The sequence below is a fragment of the Levilactobacillus brevis ATCC 14869 = DSM 20054 genome (genome assembly GCF_001433855.1).
Lineage (GTDB): Bacteria > Bacillota > Bacilli > Lactobacillales > Lactobacillaceae > Levilactobacillus > Levilactobacillus brevis.
The window spans coordinates 223,649-246,453 of the sequence record NZ_AZCP01000002.1 but is presented as its reverse complement, the minus strand read 5'-3'; the positions used below and the strand labels follow the sequence as shown (position 1 = coordinate 246,453).

19 protein-coding genes and 1 pseudogene are annotated in these 22,805 nt (G+C 45.9%); 15 read left to right on the top strand and 5 right to left on the bottom strand.

Annotated features, from left to right (window positions below; genetic code table 11):
• Nucleotides 1-17: 17 nt before the first annotated feature.
• On the bottom strand, nt 18-2,453 hold the full coding sequence (locus tag FC61_RS04505) for a Xaa-Pro dipeptidyl-peptidase (RefSeq protein ID WP_021741568.1): 2,436 nt from the start codon (nt 2,451-2,453) through the stop codon (nt 18-20).
• A 36-nt stretch (nt 2,454-2,489) separates the two neighbouring features.
• Complete coding sequence (locus FC61_RS04500) at nt 2,490-3,884, bottom strand: APC family permease (RefSeq protein ID WP_011668397.1); 1,395 nt, start codon at nt 3,882-3,884, stop codon at nt 2,490-2,492.
• Nucleotides 3,885-4,056: 172 nt separating this feature from the next.
• Between FC61_RS04500 and FC61_RS04495 the strand changes: the two genes are divergently transcribed.
• From FC61_RS04495 to FC61_RS04455, 9 genes are all read left to right on the top strand, one after another.
• The gene (locus tag FC61_RS04495; RefSeq protein WP_021741569.1) at nt 4,057-4,479 is read left to right on the top strand and encodes a bis(5'-nucleosyl)-tetraphosphatase; all 423 of its coding nucleotides are present in this window, start codon (nt 4,057-4,059) and stop codon (nt 4,477-4,479) included.
• Nucleotides 4,472-5,044 carry a nucleoside/nucleotide kinase family protein gene (locus FC61_RS04490; RefSeq protein WP_015474139.1) on the top strand — a complete coding sequence of 191 codons (573 nt, stop codon included), beginning with the start codon at nt 4,472-4,474 and terminating at the stop codon, nt 5,042-5,044. Before FC61_RS04495 ends, FC61_RS04490 begins: the two co-directional genes overlap by 8 nt.
• A 93-nt stretch (nt 5,045-5,137) precedes the next feature.
• Nucleotides 5,138-5,596, top strand: a complete 459-nt coding sequence (locus FC61_RS04485; protein ID WP_011668395.1) for a Fur family transcriptional regulator — start codon at nt 5,138-5,140, stop codon at nt 5,594-5,596.
• 74 nt (nt 5,597-5,670) lie between these two features.
• Nucleotides 5,671-6,216, top strand: a complete 546-nt coding sequence (locus FC61_RS04480; protein WP_011668394.1) for a hypothetical protein — start codon at nt 5,671-5,673, stop codon at nt 6,214-6,216.
• Between the two features lie 20 nt (nt 6,217-6,236).
• Nucleotides 6,237-7,169, top strand: a complete 933-nt coding sequence (locus FC61_RS04475) for a DUF6681 family protein (RefSeq protein ID WP_021741571.1) — start codon at nt 6,237-6,239, stop codon at nt 7,167-7,169.
• Nucleotides 7,170-7,552: 383 nt separating this feature from the next.
• Nucleotides 7,553-8,293 (top strand): amino acid ABC transporter ATP-binding protein, encoded by a 741-nt coding sequence (locus FC61_RS04470; RefSeq protein WP_011668392.1) that lies wholly within the window; start codon nt 7,553-7,555, stop codon nt 8,291-8,293.
• 19 nt (nt 8,294-8,312) lie between these two features.
• Entirely contained in the window at nt 8,313-9,149 is an 837-nt protein-coding gene (locus tag FC61_RS04465; RefSeq protein ID WP_011668391.1) for a transporter substrate-binding domain-containing protein, read from the top strand.
• Nucleotides 9,146-9,784, top strand: a complete 639-nt coding sequence (locus tag FC61_RS04460; RefSeq protein WP_011668390.1) for an amino acid ABC transporter permease — start codon at nt 9,146-9,148, stop codon at nt 9,782-9,784. The genes FC61_RS04465 and FC61_RS04460 overlap by 4 nt, the downstream gene beginning before the upstream one ends.
• 19 nt (nt 9,785-9,803) lie before the next feature.
• Nucleotides 9,804-10,457, top strand: coding sequence for an amino acid ABC transporter permease (locus FC61_RS04455; protein WP_024526509.1), 654 nt, complete (start codon nt 9,804-9,806; stop codon nt 10,455-10,457).
• 64 nt (nt 10,458-10,521) lie between these two features.
• On the opposite strand, the gene hflX is transcribed toward FC61_RS04455, so the two are convergent.
• Entirely contained in the window at nt 10,522-11,799 is a 1,278-nt protein-coding gene (gene hflX / locus FC61_RS04450; RefSeq protein ID WP_035464430.1) for a GTPase HflX, read from the bottom strand.
• Nucleotides 11,800-12,020: 221 nt separating this feature from the next.
• Here hflX and FC61_RS04445 point away from each other — a divergent pair, with 221 nt between their 5' ends.
• The 6 genes and pseudogenes from FC61_RS04445 to FC61_RS04420 all read left to right on the top strand — a co-directional run bounded on the left by FC61_RS04445 (nt 12,021) and on the right by FC61_RS04420 (nt 19,874).
• Entirely contained in the window at nt 12,021-13,640 is a 1,620-nt protein-coding gene (locus FC61_RS04445; protein WP_024526511.1) for a peptide ABC transporter substrate-binding protein, read from the top strand.
• Between the two features lie 372 nt (nt 13,641-14,012).
• Nucleotides 14,013-15,638 (top strand): annotated as a pseudogene (locus FC61_RS04440) (peptide ABC transporter substrate-binding protein).
• A gap of 196 nt (nt 15,639-15,834) precedes the next feature.
• Nucleotides 15,835-16,764 (top strand): oligopeptide ABC transporter permease, encoded by a 930-nt coding sequence (gene opp3b, locus FC61_RS04435; protein WP_021741577.1) that lies wholly within the window; start codon nt 15,835-15,837, stop codon nt 16,762-16,764.
• Between the two features lie 11 nt (nt 16,765-16,775).
• Nucleotides 16,776-17,801: an ABC transporter permease gene (locus tag FC61_RS04430; protein WP_011668384.1), complete on the top strand. Its 1,026-nt coding sequence runs from the start codon at nt 16,776-16,778 to the stop codon at nt 17,799-17,801.
• A gap of 13 nt (nt 17,802-17,814) precedes the next feature.
• Complete coding sequence (locus FC61_RS04425; protein WP_021741578.1) at nt 17,815-18,915, top strand: ABC transporter ATP-binding protein; 1,101 nt, start codon at nt 17,815-17,817, stop codon at nt 18,913-18,915.
• Nucleotides 18,915-19,874 carry an ABC transporter ATP-binding protein gene (locus FC61_RS04420; RefSeq protein ID WP_021741579.1) on the top strand — a complete coding sequence of 320 codons (960 nt, stop codon included), beginning with the start codon at nt 18,915-18,917 and terminating at the stop codon, nt 19,872-19,874. The genes FC61_RS04425 and FC61_RS04420 overlap by 1 nt, the downstream gene beginning before the upstream one ends.
• 91 nt (nt 19,875-19,965) lie before the next feature.
• Here the strand turns inward: FC61_RS04420 and FC61_RS04415 are convergent, their stop codons facing one another.
• The gene (locus FC61_RS04415; protein WP_011668381.1) at nt 19,966-20,616 is read right to left on the bottom strand and encodes a histidine phosphatase family protein; all 651 of its coding nucleotides are present in this window, start codon (nt 20,614-20,616) and stop codon (nt 19,966-19,968) included.
• 45 nt (nt 20,617-20,661) lie between these two features.
• Complete coding sequence (locus tag FC61_RS04410; protein ID WP_021741580.1) at nt 20,662-22,515, bottom strand: cation:proton antiporter domain-containing protein; 1,854 nt, start codon at nt 22,513-22,515, stop codon at nt 20,662-20,664.
• Nucleotides 22,516-22,805 lie beyond the last annotated feature (290 nt).

Sequence of the window (22,805 nt, the reverse complement as noted above, 5' to 3'; positions counted from 1 at the left end):
TTCCAAACTGTGGTGGCTTAATCGGTGATGAATGGTACGTGAAGCGCCGACTGGCCTAACTGAATGGAGTACTGCAAATCCTGATTACCACGGACGGTCATCCCAAAGTCGGTCGCATAAATAACGAGCCCCAATTGATGACCGGCTAGTAACCGGTAGTGGGTGGGCTGTAAGGTGACACTCAAGTCATAGAAAGTATTGGGTTTGAGTTCATCCACTTGATAGGCGTTGGTTCGATTTTGCAGATTCCGGTGACCTTTGGTAATCATTTTCCATGGCGTGGTTGCAGCCACAGTAAATTCGCGCAGATTGTCTTCACGCCAGCGATAACCTTCATCCAATCGGATCCGTAAAGGTGTTGGACTGACGCCTAATCGTTTAGCATCACCATAGTCGACTAATTGAAAACTGAGCAGTCCCAGTGGCTGGTTAACCGCGACTTGCAAGTCAATGGTGGGCCGACCGTCTAAGACCAAGTCGTCGGTCAAAACGGCCGATTTGAATAGTAGCCGGTGCTTAAACATCGCGTTATGTTTATCACCGAGTAAATCGGCTTGCCACTCGTCAATGTGGTGCGTGTAATGATTAAATTGATCGACTGGTAATTGATCGTTAAAGCTGGTGGCCGCCGCAGGGATGTGATCACTGGGGGCGACTAACTCGTCAGCTTGGAGGTTAAAGTGCTGAACCGGATTGCTAGGGGCATCCCAATCGGGGTACGCTTGCCAGGTTTCTGGCGTCACATTATCTTGGATGATGACATTAGGCAATAAAGTTTCAGCGTGATTGTCAACGCCTAACAGTTCATGCGTCAGCCATAGGTTTACGATATCCGTGTAGTCAATCGACCGAAAGGCATTGATGTAAATGTGCTGGCCTTGATGCAAGATAAGTTTCTTAGTCACGGGCAAGTCGCGCACAGCCCGCCAAAGATTGTTGACATTTCGTGGTTTTACATTCCAGTCGTTTAACCCGTGGACGAGCAACAGATCAGCTTTAATATTTTTGGCATTTTTGAGATAGTTGCGGGCATCCCAGAAGCGATTGTAATTTCCGGTCACGCGGTCTTGCTTCTGAGTGATGGCGGCTAACTGATGTTGCCATTTTTCTTGAATCCGGTGATAATCACCGGCTAGAAGTTGCCGACTAAAGGTTTCTTCGGCCAACACGTCGGCGTCTTCACCGGGAAAGCCACCTGGGGCAACGACCAAACCGCCATCACGGTAATAATCGTACCAGTTGGAAATGGCCGCTTCACTGATAACGGTTTTAAGACCAGCTACCCCAGTTGTTGCGGCTGCTGTTGCTAAGGTGCCAAGGTACGACCGGCCGGTCATGGCAACTTGATGGTTACTCCACCAAGCCGGAATGGCCTGAGTTGCATTGCGGGTAGTAAAGGCAGTGCGGTTGCCTGCTAGCCATTCAATGATGGCAATTGTTGAGGTGGTCTCTTCCGGATCGCCAGTGGTCCGTAACCCGTCAGAGTCTTTGGTTCCAATACCAGCCGCGTAGACGACGGCAAATCCCCGGGCTAAGAAATAGTCGTTGAGGGTGTATGATTGCTCACGAGCAAACGTTTCTGCCGCAGTGTGGGTTGTCGCTGTCACTGGCCGTGCATCTGGCAGCGGGGTGGTCACTGGCTCAGCCGTGACATCGGCTAAGGTTGTGGCCGCTGGCTGCTTGGCAGTGAGCGGAACGTTGACGTTGTGCGTCAGAGCTTCTCCTACCTCGTCGTTAGTCCCCTGATTGTAAGGACTAGCCGTATACAGGACCGGAACCTTGAGTCCGTTAGCCGTTTCAGCAGGTCGGATGACTTCGGCTTTGAGCAAGTCACGGTGGCCGTCATGATCCGTATCCTGCGGGCTTTCAACGTAAACCACTTCATGAATTAATTGGGTCGTATCAAAGACGGCCTGGGCCTTACCATTGAAGATGAGGGGCTTAGGCACGCTGTTATCATGAATGAGTGGTGCAAAATAACCGTGTGTGGTCAATTGATCTAAGAAAGTCTGACCAGTTTTGTTGTGCGTGGTGAGTAAGACGTACCACGCATTCATTAATTCATTTAAAGTAAAGGTCGTTCCTTCATGGTCAGCCACGGGTAATTGAATCTTAGTCATGGCTGCTAATGGATCGGTGAGCTGAAAGTCTAAATCTACCGCAAAGCCGAGTCGTTGCAGGGCCAGATTATAGAAGACATCAATCGGGACCTGCTCATGGGTGGTCAAATAGGTTAGGCCATCAGTTTCAGGCGTTGCCATGAGGTTACTGAGCTGTTGAGCAACCACGCTGCTGGTGGTGTACTCGGGCCAACTCCGGTCGTAGAAATCCCGTAGAAGGTCGCTTGGCGTCGTAAATGACAGATTGGTGTCATCTAAGAAGTGAATCTGTTGAAGTTCCACGCGCGCTTGATCCAGCGTGGTTGGTCGAATTGCAAATTGTTGATTGCGCATAAATTTTCGCCTACCTTTTAAGTTAGAAACGAGTGACTAGGCCTGGTCGTTTAAACGACTGTGGCGCAGACCATAACTAAAGTAAATAATGAGTCCTAATGCAAACCAAATACTAGAGGCAATCCACGTTTCCGCGGGAAGCTGGAGCATCATGTAGAAACATAAGAGTCCAGAGACAATGGGTAAAACGGGATAAAAGGGAACTTGGAATCCCGTATTATGCGGCAAGTTATCGAGATGTCGGAGCCGGATAATCCCAAAGGAAACAAAGAGGAAAGCAACCAACGTCCCAATATTAACCAGATTGGTCAATTGAGCTAAGGGGACGAAGCCACCTAACACAGCGATGACCACGGTAATGACGGCTAAGCTGTGCTTAGGGGTTCCAGTTTGGTGATCGATTTTTCCCAAGAACTTAGGCAATAAGCCATCGCGACCAACGGAATAGATGAGCCGTGAAGAACTATAGATCATGGTGACCATCATGGTAAACATGCCGGCCAGCGCACCCAATGAGATAATGCCGGAAGTCCAGTTTTGATGAACCAGCGTTAGGGCAAGGGCTACGGGATCGGCAACGTTAAGCTTGGTGTAATGCACCATACCGGTTAAAACGATGGCCACCATCATGTAGAGGACGGTAGCGACAATCAATGTTCCGATAATCCCGATGGGCATGTTTCGCTTGGGGTTCTTGACTTCGGCAGCTGAAGCTGAGACGACGTCAAAACCGAGATATGCGAAGAAAACGGTCGAGGCCCCCCGAAGAATTCCCTTGGAACCGAATGGCGCAAATGGTTGCCAATTAGCGGGTTTAACATAAAAAATGCCAACCACCACAAATAAAATAATAATAGCAATTTTAACAATGACAATCGCGTTGTTAATCCGCATGGATTCGCGCATACCACGATTCAGTAGCCAGCTGATGAGGAAGACGACTAAAATGGCAATGATATTGCCGTAGGTGCCATGACTAGGGTCATAAGGTCCCGTGATGGCAGTCGGTAGGTTGACCCCAAACCCAGCTAGAAAAGATTTAAAGTAAGCGCCAAAAGCGTTGGCCACGGCTGCCACAGCTAGCACATATTCCAAAATCAGTGCCCAACCAAGGATCCAACCGATGATTTCCCCGAAGACGAGATTACCGTAAGAGTAAGCCGATCCGGCCACTGGTAAAACCGAAGCGAATTCGGCGTAACACATGGCGGCCGTTGAACAGACCACAGCGGCTAGGAGAAAGGATAAAACGATCCCGGGGCCACTATACTGGGCAGCAATTGTCCCCGGAAGAATGAAAATCCCAGTACCAATCACGGCACCAATCCCGAGTGACATCAAATCTTTTGCTGACATGGTCTTGGCAAAATGCTGGTCACTTTTTAAGTAATTATCTAAATTTTCGCGGCGAAAGATGCGCGCAAGTCCCATAAAAACCCTCCTTAATAAATGGTGATATCTCGGATAGTGTACCCTAGAGTTAAATTAAAAGTCAATGAGAGTTGGGACTTGTTTTAACAAAAGTCAGGTAAAGGACTCCCATTACAGACCATTTCGATTTAAAATGAAAGGAGTTTAGTCAATTCTGAGGAGGCAATGACGCATGATTACCGAAAGAGCAAGTGGGGCTGTCGTGTACCGGCTGGTAGATGGGCGGCTTGAATATTTATTGTTAAAAAGTGCCACCAGTAATTTCTGGGGTTTCCCTAAAGGCCATGTCGAAGGGGACGAAAGTGATCTGCAAACGGCCGTACGTGAGATAAAGGAAGAAACCCAATTAGATGTAGCCATCAATCCAGATTTTCATGCAGATTTGGATTATGACATGGTTAATGGCCACCATAAGCATGTGGTCTTGTATACAGCGTTAGTGCCAGCGGACAGTGTCATTGAGCGACAAACAGTTGAAATCAGTGCATTTGGCTGGTTTGATTACGCGACGGCACGTGACACACTGAGTTACGACAACTTAAAGGGCTTGCTGGATCAAGCTAATACCTATTTGGAGGATTATCATCATGCATAAGGTACTGGTGATTACCGGCGCAACGGGAACGGGAAAAACCACCGTCCAAGATTACTTGGTTAAAAACTACCCTGTGACAAAAATTGTGACCCATACAACCCGGCCACCACGTCAGGGAGAAGTTGATGGTGTCGATTATTACTTTGAAGATGAGGTAAGCTTCCAACAAAAGCACTACTTGGAATCGGTCGTATATGCCGGTTATCATTACGGGTCGTCGCGCGAAGGAATTGCGGCAGGATTTGAACGGGCACCGTTTGCTGCAATTGTTTTGGATACAAAAGGGGCGATTACTTATGCCCAAGAGTTAGGCGATCAGGCCGTGATTATTTTCCTAACAGTTAGTGATTCAGAGCAGTTAGCGGGTCGATTAAGCCAACGGGGTGATGACAAATCAATGATGGCTCAGCGTCTGGCTAGCCCAGAGTATCGTCGTGATTTAAAGATGCCCTTAGCCTTAAAGGGCCGGGCTGTTCAACTAAACAATGATCATTGGCAACAGACACAACTCAAGTTGGATGCGCTCATGACGACGCTTGAGCAAGACCAAGCAGTTGATAGTTGAGTTTCGCGATAAATATGCTAAACTAACAAGGAATTCGGGTTTCAACCGAACGGGTTACCGACAGGGTTAGGTCTAACAAGGAGGCACCCAAAAATGGCAGAATCGCTAACCGCCGCAATGACTATTCTACGGCAGAATAAATTAAAAATAACCAAGCAGCGTCACGCCTTACTAGAGTTCCTATTAACGAATCAGGCACATTACACGGATGTGGTTACAGTTGATGCTTACATGCGAACGGAATTTCCTGGGATGAGTCACAATACGGTTTATCGTAACTTGAAAGAGTTCGAAGAAGTGGGAATCGTTGAACAGAATACCGAACAGGAACGGACTCGCGTGAAGTATCAGTGTGACTTTCATCATCAGCATCACCATCACTTCATCTGCCAAAATTGTGGCAAGGTGATTGAATTACAGATGTGTCCCATGGACTTTTTTACGGCTCAATTACCAGACTGCAAGATAACGGGACACAGCTTTGAACTTTATGGGATTTGTGGAACCTGTCAGGCGGCAGGCGTAAAAGAGACCACTTTAGTTAAAAATTAAGGTATTTTTGAAAAAAACTTGAGCTTCTTGTGGCACAATAATAGAAGTAGGTAAATCGTAAGGAGGAATTGTGTATGGCGTATCGAACACCACCCTTTATCACGCCATTTGCCATTGTCTCGATGGCACTAGCACTCGGGGCAACGAATGTGGTAACCAATACGGTGACCAAGACGAATGAAGGGGCCGCACGCGTTTCTTCTACTAGCTCGTCTCTGGTCAGCGGCATGTCATCTAATGATTCGAAGAAAAAGGCCAGTGATGACAGCAAGAAAAAGGATTCAGATTCATCAAAGAAATCTTCAGATAGTAGTGACTCCTCTTCAAAAGACAGTAGTAGTGAGTCATCGACGACGGATACACAAAGCTCATCGGCTAATACGACTTCTGAGAAGGAGTCTTCTAATGGGACGACTGGGAATACTGGATCTACGGGAACCACGTCTAAAAAGAAGACGTCATCCAGTGCGGCTAGTTCATCAGATGGGACGACGAATGATACAACGGACGATACGACTGATAATACAACGAATGATACGACTGATGATACTGGATCGGGTACGTACAGCCACAATACGTATAGTGCAACGACTAATGGCACCAATACGACTGATCAATAATAACGAAAGGGGGATCGGTAATGCTAAGCTTTCTTGATATGGTCAACCATTACTTAGGTTATATCAATGTGAATGCCAAGATTAAGAATCGGGTTTATGTGATTCTAGGGGCCTTGGGTGACCTCTATTTGTTTTATATCGCCATTCGTTATCTGCAAAATGGTCATCCATTTTGGGGGTTACTAATCTTGCTGGTGGCCTTACTGCTCTTGTACTTTGTGTACTTGAATGGTATGTATTACTTCACAGAAAAAAAGGCGCCCTTCGATATTTCTCCAAAAATTGAAAAATGGCTGCACATTAAGCCTAAAGAAGAGGAGACAACCGGGCACCAGACTATTCATGGCCGGAATATCCCGGCTAATGGCTACTTTGATGAAAAGAAAATCTTGCCAGGAAAATTAGCGTCAACGCCAAGTGATGTGCAAAATATTCAAAATTTGGCTACGCAATTGCAACAAGCTCGGCTCTTAAAGCTGGATTATTCTGGCTTGGGTGATCGTGAGATTATGGAGCAAACGACTAAAACGGGCAAGCCGGTTTACGCGTCAGGACCGGGAACACTGATTCCTTACTTTGAGATGCAGCCGGAAGGTAACCAATTGGTGGTTTATGCCGGAATCAATCAAGCTGATAAGCAGCGGGTTGGTACGGTCAGCACGGTGGGATTGCAGAGCGTGGCTGATGTGCGTGATCAATTTGAATTGTACCTTGCTAACGCGACGTTAGTAGGTGGTCCCTTTAAGGTGTTAGGCCGGACATCAATGATTGAACAGGCTAACGATTTTGAAGTGGCCGTTCAGTTGGCGTATAAGCATCAGCGGGATCGCGCCACAGGCGATCGGAAGTCGACAACTGGTGAAGGCAGGCGTCGGGCCCGTTATTCGACCGATAGCACTGAATCATCAGCGACTGATGAACCGATGACACGGACGTCTCGGTATCATCATTAAGGCATTCTGCGATTAATGGCAAGCAGTGATTTGCCGATCCAGAATTTTAATACTTGAATAATACAGAAAGGCTGAGACTTAGTTCTCGGCCTTTTTTGCTGGGAACAGCGTCAAAAATAATAAGTGTTAGAATTTATAACATTAAACTGTCAGGTGTTTTCTTGAACATAATTTTTTTTGAAAGGTGGTAAGTCCGTGGTATACCTAACTTTTACCCCCTCAAAACATCAGTAGTGAGTTGTATCTCAAGGTTGTTTACTTTGACCGGGTAATTTTTTTGGTTTAAACTTTAATTTAGCAACTAAAAACCAGTCCTACGGGATTGGCATGGGGCGCTAGTCCACCGACCGAACGGTAAACTTTAACTAGTGGAGGGAATACTTATGTCAATGATTGAATTTCACAACGTGGAAAAGTATTACGGTGATTTTCACGCGCTACACAATATTAATTTAACAATTGAGGCAGGGGAGACGGTTGTTCTAATCGGTCCTTCTGGTTCTGGGAAGTCAACGTTAATTCGAACAGTTAATGGTTTGGAAGAAATTCGGCATGGGCAATTGATTGTCAATGGTCAGGATCTTGCCAACCCCAAGACGGATATGAACCGGATTCGTAAGAACGTGGGAATGGTATTCCAACACTTTAATTTATACGCTAACAAGACAATTCTGGAAAACATCATGTTGTCACCACGAATTGTTTTGCACCGTGGTGAAGAAGAGAATAAAAAAGTTGCGATGGAAATGTTAGATCGGGTTGGCTTAGCTGACCAAGCACCGAAGATGCCATCACAACTTTCTGGGGGCCAACAACAACGGATTGCGATTGCCCGCTCACTGGCAATGAAGCCTAAGTGTCTGTTATTTGATGAGCCAACCAGTGCGCTTGATCCCGAAATGATTGATGATGTGCTGAATGTTATGAAGACGATTGCGCAAGACTCCAGTATGACATCGCTTGTCGTTACTCACGAAATGGGCTTCGCTCGAGAAGTGGCTAACCGAGTAATCTTCATGGCGGATGGACGGATCTTGGAAGATGATTCCAAAGAGAAGTTCTTCGACGGTGAACCAAGTAATGAACGGGCTCGTCAATTCTTAAGCAAGATTATTACACACTAATCAGGGGAGGAAAGCTCATATGAAAAAATGGATTCGTAGTTTGAGCCTCCTACTGTCATTGGTTGCTTTAACGGCCGTTATTAGTGGGTGTGGGAGTACGGCGTTGTCTTCACGAAATGTTTGGAAGACGGATCAAAAGTCGAAAACCATTACTTGGGGTGTTAAAGCGGATACGCGATTATTCGGGTTGCTAGACACCAAGGACGGTAAAATCAAGGGGTTTGAAGTAGATTTAGCTAAAGCATTAACCAAGCAGATGCTGGGGAAAAATGCCAAGGCCAAGTTTATCCAAGTAACCAGTTCGACGCGGATGCCGATGCTTAAAAACGGCAATATCGATGCCATTATTGCCACGATGACCAATACAGCAGAACGACGCAAACAAGTTGATTTCTCGAATACTTATTTCTATGCCGGCCAGTCATTATTGGTAAAGCAAGGCAGCAGCATTAAGAATGTCAAAGATCTGAACAAGCAAAAGGGAACGGTTCTAGGGGTTGTTGGATCGGATTCCGTTGAAAATGTTCAAAAGGTTGCGCCAAATGCAACGGTCTTGCAGTTAACCGACTATGCGCAAGCAATGACTGCGTTGAAGTCCGGACAAGGGCAAGCGTTGACGACTGACAATGGGATCCTTTACGGGATGTCAGTACAGAACCCAGGTTATGTAGTAACCGGTGGTACCTTCGTCTCTGAACCTTATGGGATTGCTATGGATAAGAACCAACAACAATTTGAAGCAGCCGTCAATCAGGCTTTAAAGGAAGTTCGGGCCAACGGCGAATACAACAAACTTCTTCACAAGTGGTTCCACAACGTGAAGGGCTTTGACTACGAGGAGGCGGCTAAAGAATGATTCATATCTTTCAAACATATGGAGGCACACTCCTTTATGGTTTAGGCCAGACGTTGTTATGTAGCCTGTTAGCACTCATCTTTAGCTTGATTATTGGGACATTCTTTGCCTTGCTGGAAGAATCACCTAGCAAATTTGGCCGTGGTGTTGCACGAGTTTATATTGAAATTTTCCGGAATATTCCGCTACTGGTCATCACCATGTTCTTTTACGTGGTTTTCCCGCTGTATGTGATCAAAATGAACGGATTTACAGCTGGGACGATTGGTTTGACCCTGTACACGTCAGCCTTTATTGCTGAAACGGTGCGGGCTGGGATTCAATCAGTTGATCCAGGACAGATGGAAGGGGCCCGGGCTAACGGGCTATCTTTCTGGCAAGCTATGCGCTACATTGTTTTACCGCAGGCTTTCCGTTACGTGATTCCACCACTGGGAAATCAATTCGTGAACTTGGTTAAAAACTCATCAACCTTAGCCTTCGTGGGTGGGTTTGATCTGATGTACCAAGGGAATGTCATTGCCTCGAGTTCTCTAGAGACTATCGCGGCGTATTCAGCCGTTGGGGTGCTTTACCTGGTGATCACGATGCCGATCAGTTACTACATGCGCTACTTAGAAAAGCGCTTAGCTTAAGGGGAGGGGACATATTATGTTGCAAAACTTTATCGCGGCTTACTCTCCGGATAACTTACGCTACCTGTTCGGTGGACTAGGCATTACCATTTTAGTATCGGTGATTTCAATTATCGGTAGTTTTATTATCGGCTCGATTCTAGGAGTCATTCGTTATGTCAAAATCAAGTATGTATCAGCCATCGTTGGGTTTATCATTGATGTGATTCGGAACCTGCCATTGATTTTGATTCTGTTCTTTACGTACTTTGGACTCCCTAACTTAGGGGTGAAGCCCGATGTCATTCCGGCAGCGATTTTGGCCATGACCATCTTTGAATCAACGATGTTAGCCGAGATTGTGCGTTCCGGGATTCAAGCGGTTGATCCAGGCCAGATGGAAGGGGCCCGGGCTAACGGGTTAACGTATTGGCAAGCACTGTGGTACATTGTTCTGCCACAAGCGCTAGTTAAGATGATTCCAGCGCTAGTGAGTCAATTTATTTCCCTGGTTAAGGATACGTCATTGGCAACGATTATCTTGCTGCCAGAAATGCTCTTCCGCTCCCAGATTATCTATGGGCAAAATACCAACTACATTATTCCAATGTTTGTGGCCATTGCGGTTATGTACTTTATCGTTTGTTACTTGTTATCAGTACTAGCTCGGTACTTAGAAAAGCGCCAAGCTTAAGTTGAATTGGTTTAAGACAAAAAGCACGTCAGAAGTTAATTTCTGACGTGCTTTTTCGTTGGGGCTAAGGGGTGACAACATACTGCTTGAATCGATTGAAGTCGGTATCTTGGAGTTCCACTTTTAGGGCGGTTCCTGTCGCTTCATAACCCGTTGATAAGACATTAGCGTGATCGTTCAAGTAGGCGACCACATCACCATCAGCGAAGGGAATTAAGAAATCCGCTGTGACATAGTTGTGAAAGACCTTTTCTTTAAGCGTCTGAACCAGTAATGCAATTGAGGCTGGGTCTTGTGCTGAAAGAATTAATTGGTCACCTGCTCGACTGGGATAGGTAGCTTCAGTCAAATCAGCCTTGTTGAAGACCGTTACCATGGGCACATCGGTAACGCCAATGTCGTGCAAGGTTTGCTCGGTTGTTGCCATCATAGCTTCCTTGTTGGGATCGGCGTAGTCAACAACTTGAACTAAAAGATCCGCATTAGCGGCCTCGGCCAGCGTTGAACGGAAGGCCTTGACCAATTGTGTGGGTAATTGACTGACAAACCCAACCGTATCACTTAAAAGCAGTTTCTTTTGATCCGGAAAAGTTAGTTGTCGGACGCTAGTATCCAACGTCGCAAACAGCATGTTTTTAACGAAGACCTGTTTCTCATCACTTTTACCAAATTCACGAACTAACGCATTCATGAGCGTTGATTTACCGGCGTTGGTATAACCAACCAAAGCTACGGAAGGCAGCTGGTTACGCTCGCGTTGTTGTCGTTGCGTCGCCGCCGCTTGATTAATTTCTTTTAGCTCATGATTAACGTGGGTGATGGCGCGTTGCAAGGTCCGTCGACTGATTTCGGTCTGTGATTCACCAGAACCACGGTTGGTAAAGCCCCCACCGCCGCCACTCCCAGTCTGTTGATCCAGACGTTGTGAAGCGCTGGTGTGTAACCGAGGCAGTTGGTACTGTAATTTTGCCAGTTGTACTTGAAGCTTGGCTTCGCGAGACTGGGCTCGATTGGCAAAGATTTCCAAAATGAGGCCAGTGCGGTCGATGATCCGAGCCTTGGTTACCTTTTCCAAATTACGGATCTGACTAGGTGTAAGTTCATCGTTGACCACAACGGTATCAACGCCGTCGTCAGCAACAATCGTTGCCAACTCTTCAACTTTCCCGGTTCCAAAGTATGTCCCGGGTTGTGGCCGTGACAGGGCCTGTTGAACCTCTTTAACGACGGTCATGTGATTTGCTTCCACCAGGTTCTTTAATTCAGCCATTGCGTAATCAAATGTTGCTTGACCAGCATTTAACCCAATTGTGATGACTGGTGTTCGTGGGGTTTCTTCCAAAAGATCACCCTCCTTATAAAAGTCTATGTGTCGAGTATACCATGCCAAGTCGGATTCCAGTAAGGATTAGCGGTGGAAGCCTAAAAGGTGGCCTTAATCAGTATTAGGCACGGTAATGACTAGAATAATTGACATAAATTAAAATTTGGTATTGATTCTAATCTAATTTTAATTTATAGTAGACTGCATACACAAGAACAACTAGAGGAGTTGGAATGAGTATGCAGGTTAGAGCAATGATTAAGTTGGGAACGGTGGCCGCGCTAACGGCGATTTCGTTAGCGGCGTGTGGCACGTCATCTAAGCAGTCACAGAATCAAACCTTAACGTGGATGGAGACATCGTCGCTACCAACCATGGATAATTCGTTGGCAACGGATGTCGTTTCTGGCGAGACCCTGAATAACACAGGTGAGGGCTTGTTGAAGTTTGGGAAGAATAGTAGTACCCATCCGGGGGTAGCCAAAAGCTACAGTAAGTCGAAGGATGGGAAGACCTATACATTTAATCTCCGGAAGTCCAAGTGGAGTAACGGGGATCAAGTAACGGCCAAAGACTTTGTCTATGGTTGGCAACGGACAGTGAATCCGAAGACCGGCTCGCAGTACGCTTATCTGTATGCTGATGTCAAGAATGCCAATGCCATTATGAAAGGGAAAAAGCCGGTTTCAACGCTAGGCATCAAGGCAGTTGGCAAGTACAAAGTGGTTGTAACGTTAACCCACGCGGTTAGTTATTTCCCAACTTTGGTTGCCCAAACAGCCTTCTTCCCACAAAATAAATCTGTTGTTGAAAAGTACGGCAAGAAGTATGCCACAAATGCTAAGGACAATGTCTATAACGGAGCTTTCAAGCTCACTTATTGGACAGGAACATCTGATAATTGGACGCTGACTAAGAATCCAAGTTATTGGAATGCCAAGTCTGTCAAATTAAAGCACGTTAAGTTTAGTGCGGTAAAGGATCCGCAGACGGCGTTGAGCCAGTACCAGAGTGGCAAGCTAGATGCCATTTACTTGAGTGGACAACAACCCAAGAACTACAAGAACAGTAAGGATTACCATGCTCGGAACGGATCACGAGTGGCTTATCTTGAATTGAATCAAAAGAAGGATTCAATGTTACGTAATAAAAAGGCGCGTCAGGCCTTATCATTGATTATTGACCGTAAGCAATTTGTCAATAAAGTTTTAGATAATGGTTCTAAGGTTGCTAATGGGATTGTTACAAGTGGACTGGCAATCCGTAATGGTAAGGACTTTGCGAGTGAAGCTAGCACGGCTAGCGCAACGGAGCACAATATTGCTAAGGCGAAGAAGCTATGGAAAGAAGCCCTAAAGGAAACGGGTCGTTCCAGCTACTCGTTGACCTTAATGGCTGACGATACTCCTGAAGGCAAGAGTACGACTGAATATGTTCAGAGCCAGTGGTCCAAGTTACCCAATTTCAAGGTGACTAATTCAAATCTACCTTACAAGACGCGATTAGCGCGATCCGCAGCAGGTCAATTTGATGCAGTTGTGACACTCTGGGGTGCGGACTTCCCAGATCCAATTACGGATCTATCGCTATTTACATCAGATAACTCATACAACAATGGTAAGTGGTCCAACAAGCAGTATGATCAGTTAATTAAGGCCGCGACCACCACTAACGCGAACAAACCGGCGGCCCGGTGGCAGAATCTAATCGATGCGCAGAAGATCCTATTAAACGATCAAGGGATTATTCCAGTCTACCAAGCAGGCAAACCTCAATTGATGAAATCTAAGGTTAAGGGCGTCGTTTACTTCCCGGTTAGTTCAAATTGGGACTTCAGTAAAGCTTACATTGCTAAGTAAATTGTGTTCGTTGATGGGTAACAAACGTGTGGGCACGTTCAACGAAGCGCTGATAAAAAGATTCGAGACAAGGCGTCTCGGATCTTTTTATTAATGACGATGTCTGTCTGAATAGAAAATGAGTGGATAAGGTGAATGTTCGCCATTTTTCTGTATATGGTATACAAAAAAAGCATGTTTATCCTCAGAAAAATGTGACATCGAATTTTAATTTTTCATTTTAATTCCTTGATATATAAGGATTATTGAAACTTTTTTAAATAAAATTAGCTTTTACCATTGATTTTAATTGTTTTCTAATATACAATTGGAAACATCAAATTTGAGGTTGTCAATTTATTTCACACACAACTAAGAGGGGTTGGAATTATAATGAAAATCAATTCGGCAGTTAAACTGGGAACAGTTGCAACTTTCGCCGCTGTGCTACTGGCAGCGTGTGGATCAAACAGCAGTTCTAGCACCGCCAGCAAGCAGACGTTAAACTGGATGGAAAGTTCAGCATTACCGTCGATGGATGCTTCCACCGCCACCGATGTCGTTTCCGGGGAAACCATTAACAACACTGGTGAAGGTCTCTTACGAATTGGCAAGAACAGTAAGACGTATCCTGGGGTTGCCAAGAGCTACAAGGTTTCCAAGGATGGGAAAACTTACACCTTCAATTTACGGAAGTCTAAGTGGAGTAACGGGGACCAAGTTACAGCTAAAGATTTCGTTTATGCCTGGCAACGGACAGTTAATCCCAAGACTGCTTCACAATACGCTTACATGTATGCGCCAGTGAAGAACGCTAATGCCATCATCAATAAGAAGAAGGCTGTTTCGACATTAGGGATTAAGGCAGAGGGCAACTATAAGGTGGTCGTCACCTTAACCAAGGCCACTAGTTACTTCCCTTCATTGGCTGCTAGTCCAATGTTCTTCCCACAAAACAAGTCAGTGGTTCAAAAGTACGGCAAGAAGTATGCCACTAATGCTCAAGATAACGTCTATAACGGACCATTTAAGTTAACGTACTGGACCGGGACGTCTGATAATTGGAGCATGAGCAAAAACTCTAGCTACTGGAACGCCAAGAATGTTAAACTAAAGAAGATTAACTTCAAGACGATGAAAGATCCGCAAACGGCTTTGAGTCAATACCAGAGCGGTAAGTTGGATGCGACTTACTTGAGTGGGCAACAACCTAAGAACTACAAAAACAGTAAGCAATATGTTGAACGGAAGAGCGCTTCAACCTTCTACATTGAATTGAACGAAAAGAAAGATTCAATGATGAAGAACAAGAAGGCTCGTCAAGCCTTATCATTGGCAGTTAACCGGAACCAATTTGTTAACAAGGTTTTACAAGATGGTTCAACCACTGCTAAAGGTCTAGTTTCAACTGGTTTAGCTTCTTACAAGGGTAAGGACTTCAACACGGATGCTGCGGTTCCATCAGCGACAAGCCAAGACTTAACGAAGGCTAAGAAGCTATGGAAGGAAGCCTTAAAGGAAACGGGCCGTTCAAGCTACTCATTAACCTTAATGGCTGATGATACACCAGCTGGTAAAAACATTACTGAATTCGTTCAAAGTCAATGGGCTAAGTTGCCTGGCTTGAAGGTGACAAACAGTAACTTACCATTTAAGACCCGGTTAGCTCGTTCTCAAAGTGGTGACTTCGATGCTGTGGTCTCTGCTTGGGGTGCTGACTTCCCAGATCCAATTTCCTTCTTGTCACTGTTCACTTCTGGTAATTCGTACAACAATGGTCGTTAGTCATCTAAGGCATACGATAAGTATATCGCAGCCGCAACTGGTAAGGATGCCAACAACACGGCCGCTCGTTGGAGTGACATGGTTAACGCACAAAAGACGATCCTGAATGACCAAGGAATTATCCCAATTTACCAACAAGGGAAAGCACAATTGGTTAAGTCAAACGTCAAGGGATTGACTTACTTCCCAACTGGCGCTAACTGGGACTTCAGTACAGCATATATTTCCAAGTAAGCTCATCACTTAAGTAATTGTTTTCGTCGGGTGACCGACTAAATAAGTCTTACCGGGGAGTAAGGATTAACGGGAGCTGGTCCTTACTTTTCGATGTTATTGCAGGCTTTTTATCATCTTGTTGTTTTCGTGGAGTTCTTGTTAAGTTTCGTAACTTAACGGTAACGAATAAGTCTACTGATTGAGAGGTAAACAAATGGCAAAGTACCTAGCAAAGCGGATCTTCTACCTGATCCTGACTTTATTCATTGTGATTACCGTGACGTTCTTCCTAATGAAGTTATTACCTGGGACGCCACTGACCAACCAAGCTAAGCTATCCAAGAGCCAAATTGCGTTGATTTATCAGCAATATGGTTTGGATAAGCCTGTATGGCAACAGTACCTGTTGTACATTGCTGGGGCGGTTAAAGGAAACTTTGGGACCTCGTTCCAGTTTAGTGATCAACCCGTTTCCTACTTGATTTCAAGTCGTATTGCACAATCCTTGCAGATTGGGCTGCAAGCCATCATCCTTGGCGTGCTCGTAGGTGTTATCATCGGTGCCTTTGGTGCGATGCGACAAAACTCTTGGGTTGATACGACCTCAACGATCGTTTCGATTCTGGGAATTTCAATCCCGTCTTTCGTTTTAGCGGTGTTACTTCAGTATTACTTAGGACTGAAGCTGGGCTGGTTCCCAATTGCTGAATGGGGTGGTTTTAGTTATACGGTGCTACCAACCTTAGCGCTGGCCGCAACACCATTAGCCGAGTCCGCTCGGTTTGTGCGAACCGAAATGGTCGATGTGCTGAGTTCGGATTATATTGAGCTAGCTAAGGCCAAGGGATTAAGTCGTACGGGGGTTATTTACCACCATGCGCTGCGGAACAGTTTGATTCCGTTGATTACGATTGTGGGTCCATTAGCCGTGAACATTATGACTGGGTCGATGGTGGTGGAAAACATCTTCTCCATTCCTGGTATTGGGGAACAATTTGTTAAGTCCGTCTTGACCAATGATTACCCAACGATTATGGGCTTGACCATCGTGTACTCATTCATGTTGTGTGTGGTTCTGTTGTTCACTGACATCTTATACGGTGTTGTTGATCCACGGATTCGGCTCACAGGAAAGGCTAACTAGGAGGTAAATAAATGGCAGATACAGTAAAACTCCCTGAAGATAGCTTTAAGCCGATGACGGCCGATGACCGGGCATCGCTTGACAGTGAAAAGATTGCCGCGCCATCCTTAACGTTTACCCAAGATGCTTGGCGGCGGTTAAAGAAAAATAAAGGGGCTTGGGTGTCCCTGATTATCTTGGCGATTATTTTCATCATGGCCTTTGGTTCACTCTTCGTGTCACCTCATGATCCCAATGCGGTGCACCCATCGTATGCGAACTTACCGTCAAAGATTCCCGGTGTGGGGATTAACGGATTCAATGGAACGCTGGTTCAAGCGGGCCAACGAATTGATGCTTATCAACAAGCCGGGGCTTCTGGTAAGGCCTACATCATGGGAACTGACTATTTAGGTCGGGACTTGTTCTCACGGGTCCTTTACGGAACACGGATCTCCTTGATTATTGCTTTGGTTGCCACGCTATTTGATTTAACGATCGGGGTAACTTATGGGATGTTCTCGGGGTGGAAAGGTGGCCGTATTGATACCTTCATGCAACGGGTCATCGAAATTATCCTGTCAATTCCAAACTTGGTTGTGATCGTGCTGTTGATTTTGATTCTGAAACCCGGGATGACCTCAATTATTATTGCGATTGCGTTAACCTCATGGACCAATATGGCCCGGCTGGTTCGAGCGCAGACGTTGGAATTAAAGGAGCAAGAATTTATTCTAGCTGCGAAAACACTGGGTGAGAGTCCGTTGAAGATTGCCTTCAAGCATTTGTTACCTAACTTATCCAGTGTCATTATCATCAATACGATGTTCACAATTCCCAACGCCATCTTCTTTGAAGCAACCTTGTCCTATATTGGGATCGGGATTTCTTCACCACAAGCTTCTTTGGGGACATTGCTAAATGATGGGCAAAAGAACTTCCAGTTCCTGCCATACCAGATGTGGTGGCCAGCACTGGTCCTATGTATCATCATGTTAGCCTTTAACCTTTTGGGTGATGGCTTGCGGGATGCCTTTGATCCGCGGACGAAAGAGTAGGTGACCGGACAGTATGGAAAATGAAAATAATGTGTTAGAAGTACGCAATCTCCAAGTTAACTTCAAAACCTATGCTGGTGACGTGAAGGCCATCAGAAACGTTAGCTTTGATTTGCGAAAAGGCGAAACCTTGGCAATTGTTGGGGAATCTGGTTCCGGTAAGTCCGTTACGACGCGGACCATCATGGGCCTAAATGCCCGCAACGCCGATATTGCCAGTGGTTCGATTATGTACAAGGGCGAGGATCTTCTAAAGAAGAGCGATAAAGATATGGAAGCCATTCGGGGCCAAGATATCGCTGAAATCTTCCAAGACCCAATGACCTCCCTTGACCCAACGATGAAGATTGGTCGGCAAATTGCTGAACCCCTCATGGTGCACAAGGGGATGAAGAAAGACAAGGCTTGGGCGCAAGCTTTGGAAATGATGAAATTAGTCGGGATTACCGACGCTGAAAATCGGATTAACGACTACCCTCACCAATTTTCTGGTGGGATGCGGCAACGGATTGTGATTGCGATTGCGCTGATTAACTATCCAGACGTTTTAATTGCTGATGAACCAACCACGGCGTTGGACGTGACCATTCAAGCCCAAATTCTGAATTTGATGAAGGAATTGCAAGATAAGATTTCAACCTCAATTATCTTTATCACCCATGATTTGGGTGTGGTGGCTGGTATGGCTGATCGAGTTGCCGTGATGTACGCGGGTAAAATCGTTGAATACGGCACGGTTGATGAAATCTTCTATAATCCAAAGCACCCTTATACGTGGGGGTTGCTTAGCTCAATGCCAACCTTGGATACCGGTGGTGATGAATTACCATCGATTCCCGGTACGCCACCAGATTTATTGGATCCACCAACTGGGGACGCCTTTGCTGCCCGGAATGCCTATGCACTAAAGATTGATACGCAACAGGAACCACCGTTCTTTAAGGTTTCTGATACGCATTATGCAGCAACCTGGCTGCTGCATCCGGATGCCCCTAAGGTTACGCCACCAGCACAAATCGTGGCGCGGCAACAGCAATATGCTGAAATGAATCAGGAACTGTTAGCCAAGCAACGGACTGCCGGTCCAGTTGAAGAAGAGGAGGAACAGCAATAATGGATTACGAAAATGCCGAAAAAATCCTCGAGGTTAAACACCTCAAACAATACTTCAATGTGGGTAAGGCTGATGAAGTTCGGGCCGTGGATGATATTTCCTTTGACATCTATAAAGGTGAAACCTTTGGCTTAGTTGGTGAATCCGGTTCAGGGAAAACAACGACCGGGCGGGCCATTATTCACTTGTATGAGCCCACCTCTGGAGAAATCTTGTTTGACGGTAAGAACGTGGATAGTTTTACCAGTAAAGCTGATCAACGTGAATTTCGTCAGGATATGCAGATGATTTTCCAAGACCCTTACGCGTCACTGAATCCACGGATGAAGGTTAAAGACATCGTGGCTGAAGGGATTGACATCAATCATTTGGCGAAAGACGATGCTGAGCGGACGAAAAAAGTCGAAGACCTATTAGAGACCGTGGGGTTGAACAAGGACCATTCTAGCCGTTATCCGCACGAATTCTCTGGTGGTCAGCGGCAACGGATCGGGATTGCCCGAGCATTAGCCGTGGACCCTAAGTTTGTCATTGCTGATGAGCCAATTTCTGCGTTGGATGTGTCAATTCAAGCCCAAGTGGTTAACTTGATGAAGAAGCTCCAACGTGAACAGGGCTTAACGTACCTGTTCATTGCCCATGACTTGTCGATGGTGAAGTACATCTCCGATCGAATTGGGGTCATGCATTACGGGCGGATGTTAGAGATCTCTGATTCTGATGAAATCTATGCCCACCCGTTACATGATTACACGAAGAGTTTATTATCGGCCGTGCCGGTTCCTGATCCTGAGTTTGAACGTACCCGGCAAGAGATTGCCTATGATGGTAGCGGCGAAAATGATGGTAAAGAACGTCATTTGGTTGAAATTTCACCGCGTCACTGGGTACGAGCAGCTGATGATGAAATTGATATGTACACGCAGCGAGCTCATGAGGCGTCATTGATTAAGAAGTAAACCAAAAACAGTCATCGTCCGATTGGGCAATGACTGTTTTTATTTGCTCACAACCAACCGTCAAGAATTAGGCGGTTAGTGGCGGCTAGAATTAAATTTTACCATCAGTGTTGTTATAGTAGTCAACGTGGTAATGACCATCATTGACTGATAGCTTGGTGATACTGCCATTATCGACGGGTACGGAAACATCAATGTCCGAGTATTTTGAAACAATACTACGAATCGTTGTGCTGTGAGTGGCAATCAATAAACGATCACCATCGTTCGCTGCTGCAATGGCGTGATCTAAGCCAGGCTGTACCCGATCCCAGAAACGCGCATTGTCTTCAGCGTCACCGAAGGGATCTTGAGCGTGGAACATGTCCTTAGTTTTTTCGATGGTGAGGTTGGCAATCATGGCATCAAAGGAATCTAACCCTAGTGGTGTTCCCAAGGTGTGCCACGTGAGACCTGTATCTAGGCCTTCAAAGTAACCAAAGTTTTCTTCACGGAAGGCAGGTTCCGTCGTCAGTGTGACGGGCTGCGCATTAGCGGCTAGAATCCGCTTAGCCGTATTCTGTGCCCGGGTGGTGTCACTCGCATAGGCGGCCGCAAATGTCACTTGTGCCAGTCGTTGACCGGCGCGCTTGGCATCTGCGATTCCCTTGTCCGTCAGTGGTGAGTCGGACCATCCTTGAATCCGGTGGTACTTGTTTAAATAGGTTTGGCCGTGCCGCACCAAATAAAGTTCAACTGCCATCTCTTACTCTCTCCTTTAGCATTGACTGCTATTAGTTTAACAGTTCTAATTGAGAATGCCTAGTTCGCGCCGAATTTCACGAGCGGTGTCGGGACTGCTGGTAAAGATCAACCGGTCGTTAAATTTTAAGAGTGTCGTACCTGTGGGCCGAATGAACTGACCATCACGGAAAACCTGACTGATGGTAATATCGCCCACGAAGGGGAGACTACGAATTTCTTGGTCTGTGTATCGCCGGTTTTTGAGGGCAACTTCATAGACGGCAGTCGTTGATGAGGTGAGTAGACGTAGCGTCGTGGGCGCCTCAATTAGGCTGCGGAGCATAGCAATATTGACGTTAGGCGTGTCGTAGACCTCAATACCAAGACTGGTGAGCTCGTCTTCTCGTTCGTCTAATACGTTGCGGTCTTCGAACCGGACGATTACCCGGCTAACCCCGTATGCTTTAGCAGCCTTAGCGAGTTCATAGTTTTTAGTCGCGTTAAAATGACCGAGAACCACGGTATCCGCATCGAACACGCCTTGTTCCCGCACGTAAGTCGTTTCTAAAGTGTCCAGTAAGTGAACATTAACTTCTGAATTGTATGTTTTATAGTTATCGGCCTTGTCGGTATACATTGAAATGTCATACCAGCCAGCTAATTGTTGGGCAACGGGAACGGTCAGCAGATTAGTCCCAATAAAATGCACGGTGGTCTTCTTAAGGTCCTCGGCTTCGGCCGAGTAGCTCGTGTTAAACAACAAGGGCCCCAAGACACACGTTAGAATGGCCGCTAATAGGAAGGCGCCGGATTGTTGGGACGTAACCACCTTCATGGTTTTCGCAACTTGTAGGACGGCTAAGACCATCGTAATGGTGGCTGCGGAGATAGCAGTACCAGCAAAGGCGTTACCCCGTTTGAAACGGAGACGTAAGATACCATAAATAATGGCTTTAGAGAATAAGTAAGCGGCAAAAAAGGCGGGGATTAGCAATAGGGTTGCTGGATCGGCTAATAGCGTGCGCAAATTGAGATTGATGCCACTCATCATAAAGAAAATGGGGATGAAGAAGCCATACCCGATGGCATCAAGACGAACGCGAGTGTCTTCATGTGGTTGAAGAAGTTTCATAACGATACCGGCCACAAAGGCGCCCAGAATACCTTCTGCTCCAACCGATTCCGCCACAATCACGAGACTAAAGATTAAGAAGAAGGCCAAGCGAATATCCAGCTGGGTCGTGGACTTATTAATCCGTTCGTAGAAATTAAAGAAGGGCTTAAATCGTAAGAAGAGTAGAGCTGCGGCAAAGAAAACTAGTAGTAACAGCCATAAGGACTGACTGTTGTTGCCAAAGACTGAGGCATATAGTGTGAGCGCAAAGAGTGGGACAATTTCGCCGAGCGCAGCAATCAATAGAATAGTTTGACCAAATGGTTTGCTAAGCAATTCCTTTTCTTTTAGTGTTGCGATGACAATCCCTAAGGAAATGGTCATGAAGATAATGGCTGCTAGCCATGGGTCCTTGAATAGACCGGTCCACTGACATAAAAATCCCAAGAAGAGTGAGCTGACAACTACACCAACGTAGGCACTAATGGCTAAGAAGACGGGTGAATAGCGGGGCGCGCTGCCGGCAACTTTAGCGGCTAGTGGCGTCTGTGGCTGTTTGCGTCGATTGAACAGACTGAAATCAATTTCCATCCCGCTAAGAAATAGCAGGAAAATGACCCCAGTATTGGACAACAGTGTCAACGTACTATTAGATTGTACGAGATTGAAGACACTTGGGCCGAGCAAGATACCCACGAGAATTTCCACGACGGCAGTTGGTAAGGCAGTTAACCGAAACCAAGCCATAGTGAGCGGGGTAATCAGTGCAGCGGCTAAAATGATTAATAAGGAAAGTTGATCCATAAAATCACCCCCAGAAGTTATGGTACACAACTTTCATTATAGCAAAACTGGTCTGATTAGGGGTTGTTCGCCCTCTGGTCGTGGTAAATGGGCTGGAACGTACCGGACACGACTTTAAGCCAATTATGGTCACTACTGCAGAAAAGTTGGATAGTGTTAGTTTGAAGGTGCCCAGTTTAGCAGAAAACTATCGGTCAAGACTGATGGTTAGACGAGTAGGAATGTGAAAAACTAACGGATTCAGTAGCGGTCAGTTTGCTTTATTTATACCCGGAAGACGTGTAGAATAG

Coding starts and splice junctions, on each gene's coding strand:
- FC61_RS04425 (WP_021741578.1), top strand. CDS start 17,815: ATGGAAAATGAAAATAATGTGTTAGAAGTACGCAATCTCCAAGTTAAC.
- FC61_RS04445 (WP_024526511.1), top strand. CDS start 12,021: ATGCAGGTTAGAGCAATGATTAAGTTGGGAACGGTGGCCGCGCTAACG.
- FC61_RS04495 (WP_021741569.1), top strand. CDS start 4,057: ATGATTACCGAAAGAGCAAGTGGGGCTGTCGTGTACCGGCTGGTAGAT.
- opp3b (WP_021741577.1), top strand. CDS start 15,835: ATGGCAAAGTACCTAGCAAAGCGGATCTTCTACCTGATCCTGACTTTA.
- FC61_RS04415 (WP_011668381.1), bottom strand. CDS start 20,616: ATGGCAGTTGAACTTTATTTGGTGCGGCACGGCCAAACCTATTTAAAC.
- FC61_RS04420 (WP_021741579.1), top strand. CDS start 18,915: ATGGATTACGAAAATGCCGAAAAAATCCTCGAGGTTAAACACCTCAAA.
- FC61_RS04500 (WP_011668397.1), bottom strand. CDS start 3,884: ATGGGACTTGCGCGCATCTTTCGCCGCGAAAATTTAGATAATTACTTA.
- FC61_RS04460 (WP_011668390.1), top strand. CDS start 9,146: ATGATTCATATCTTTCAAACATATGGAGGCACACTCCTTTATGGTTTA.
- FC61_RS04485 (WP_011668395.1), top strand. CDS start 5,138: ATGGCAGAATCGCTAACCGCCGCAATGACTATTCTACGGCAGAATAAA.
- FC61_RS04505 (WP_021741568.1), bottom strand. CDS start 2,453: ATGCGCAATCAACAATTTGCAATTCGACCAACCACGCTGGATCAAGCG.
- FC61_RS04470 (WP_011668392.1), top strand. CDS start 7,553: ATGTCAATGATTGAATTTCACAACGTGGAAAAGTATTACGGTGATTTT.
- FC61_RS04490 (WP_015474139.1), top strand. CDS start 4,472: ATGCATAAGGTACTGGTGATTACCGGCGCAACGGGAACGGGAAAAACC.
- FC61_RS04475 (WP_021741571.1), top strand. CDS start 6,237: ATGCTAAGCTTTCTTGATATGGTCAACCATTACTTAGGTTATATCAAT.
- FC61_RS04410 (WP_021741580.1), bottom strand. CDS start 22,515: ATGGATCAACTTTCCTTATTAATCATTTTAGCCGCTGCACTGATTACC.
- FC61_RS04465 (WP_011668391.1), top strand. CDS start 8,313: ATGAAAAAATGGATTCGTAGTTTGAGCCTCCTACTGTCATTGGTTGCT.
- FC61_RS04430 (WP_011668384.1), top strand. CDS start 16,776: ATGGCAGATACAGTAAAACTCCCTGAAGATAGCTTTAAGCCGATGACG.
- FC61_RS04480 (WP_011668394.1), top strand. CDS start 5,671: ATGGCGTATCGAACACCACCCTTTATCACGCCATTTGCCATTGTCTCG.